Source organism: Algibacillus agarilyticus (assembly GCF_003286125.1).
In the GTDB taxonomy this organism is placed as follows: Bacteria; Pseudomonadota; Gammaproteobacteria; order Enterobacterales; family Alteromonadaceae; genus Algibacillus; species Algibacillus agarilyticus.
Window position 1 is genome coordinate 1 of the sequence record NZ_QMED01000072.1, and the last position, 1,592, is coordinate 1,592.

The window sequence follows — 1,592 nt, forward strand, 5'->3', positions numbered from 1 at the left end:
TGTCAACCAATCCGGTTTCGTCGTCGCGCTATACGTTAGGCTGCTGCTGTCTATATCTGAAGCCGAAATTGTATAGTTATAAGCACTGTCTTCGTTAACCGAGGTCAAGCCACTTGTCGAGATAGTCGGTGCATCATTAACAGCCGTCACGTTTATCGTCACGGTGTCTGTATCGCTTTCACTACCATCGCTGGTCACAATGGTAATTAAACCATTACCATTAAATTGGCTTGATGGAATAAAGGTCATTCCCGCGAGTGCCGTATTGATATCCGTTATCAAACCATCAAAAACAAGCACGGTATCAGTTGTGCCATCACCCGTGGTTAAGTTTAAGCCAGTCACACCATTAAGTGACATCGCACCATTAGATGAAGTTAATGAAACCGTCACGCTTGTCGATTCAATATCACTCACACTAAGATGACTTGCCGAAAGCGTCACATTCGTATCTTCTGCTGTACTCGCGTGACTAACCGTATTGACTGGCGCATCATTAATCGCCGTCACATTAATAATAGCATTATCAACATCACTCGTTGTGCCATCATGGGTTGTTAAGGTCACCGTGGCAGTGGCTGAACTGTTTGTTGCTGGGGTATAAACTAAATTAGCTAACGCGGTATTAATATCATTTTGAGTACCGCTAAAGACCATACTGCTATCGTCACTACCATCACCTGCTGTAAAGCTAAGTGACGTTGTGCCGCTTAATGTCAAACTACCCACTGATGAAGCAAGCGTAACCGTTAGTGTATCGGCACTGTCAGCATCACTCACACTCAGAGCGTCTGAGCCGGTAAACGTGTAATTTGTATCTTCATTAGTGGTGACATTACTCACTAATGTATTGACTGGCGCATCATTGACATTCGTTACAGTAATAACAAAATTATCAACATCGGATGTACTCGCATCACTGACCGTTTGCGATATCGTATAAGTACCATTTTGGTCTGCACCCGGTGTATACGTCATGTTATTTAACGCGGTATTTATCGAGCCAGAAGAACCACTAAAGCTCAATGTCGCTCCCGGTGCCGTCGAGCCTGATAAATCAGTGGTGCCACTTAACGATAATGTACCGGCTGTTGCCGCTAGCTGTAGCGTTAGCGTATCACCATCAACATCCGATACACTCAATGTATGGTCTGTAAAGGTATATGTGGTATCTTCCGCAATCGTCACATTCGCCATCGTCGAATTAACAGGCGCATCGTTCGTATTTGTGACGGTAATGCTGAAGCTTTCTGTCACCGACGTCGTGCCATCTGANGGTTAAGACAACTGCATGTGAACCCACATTATCATTCGTCGGTGTACCGCTTAATACGTTATTCGTTAGTGTCAACCAATCCGGTTTTGTTGTCGCGGTATACGTTAACGTATCGCCCGTATCTACATCACTCGCGACTAACGTGTAGCTATAAGCACTGTCTTCTGTTGCCGAAGTAATACCCGATGAGGTTATCGTCGGCGCATCATTCGTATTCGTGACAGTAACGCTGAAGCTTTCATCTACCGATGTCGTACCATCCGATACGGTTAAGACAACTGCATGTGAACCCACATTATCATTCGTCGGTGTGCCA

The 1,592-nt window shown here is 44.9% G+C and carries 2 protein-coding genes; both read right to left on the minus strand.

The window, feature by feature from the left end:
• The coding region (locus DPX34_RS21545) for an Ig-like domain-containing protein (protein ID WP_232824832.1) at positions 1–1,257 on the minus strand (1,257 nt) is incomplete at its 3' end.
• A complete protein-coding gene (locus tag DPX34_RS21550) occupies positions 1,205–1,570 on the minus strand; it encodes a putative Ig domain-containing protein (RefSeq protein WP_438938527.1) in 366 nt (121 codons plus the stop codon). The genes DPX34_RS21545 and DPX34_RS21550, both read right to left, overlap by 53 nt.
• Between the last annotated feature and the right edge of the window lie 22 nt (positions 1,571–1,592).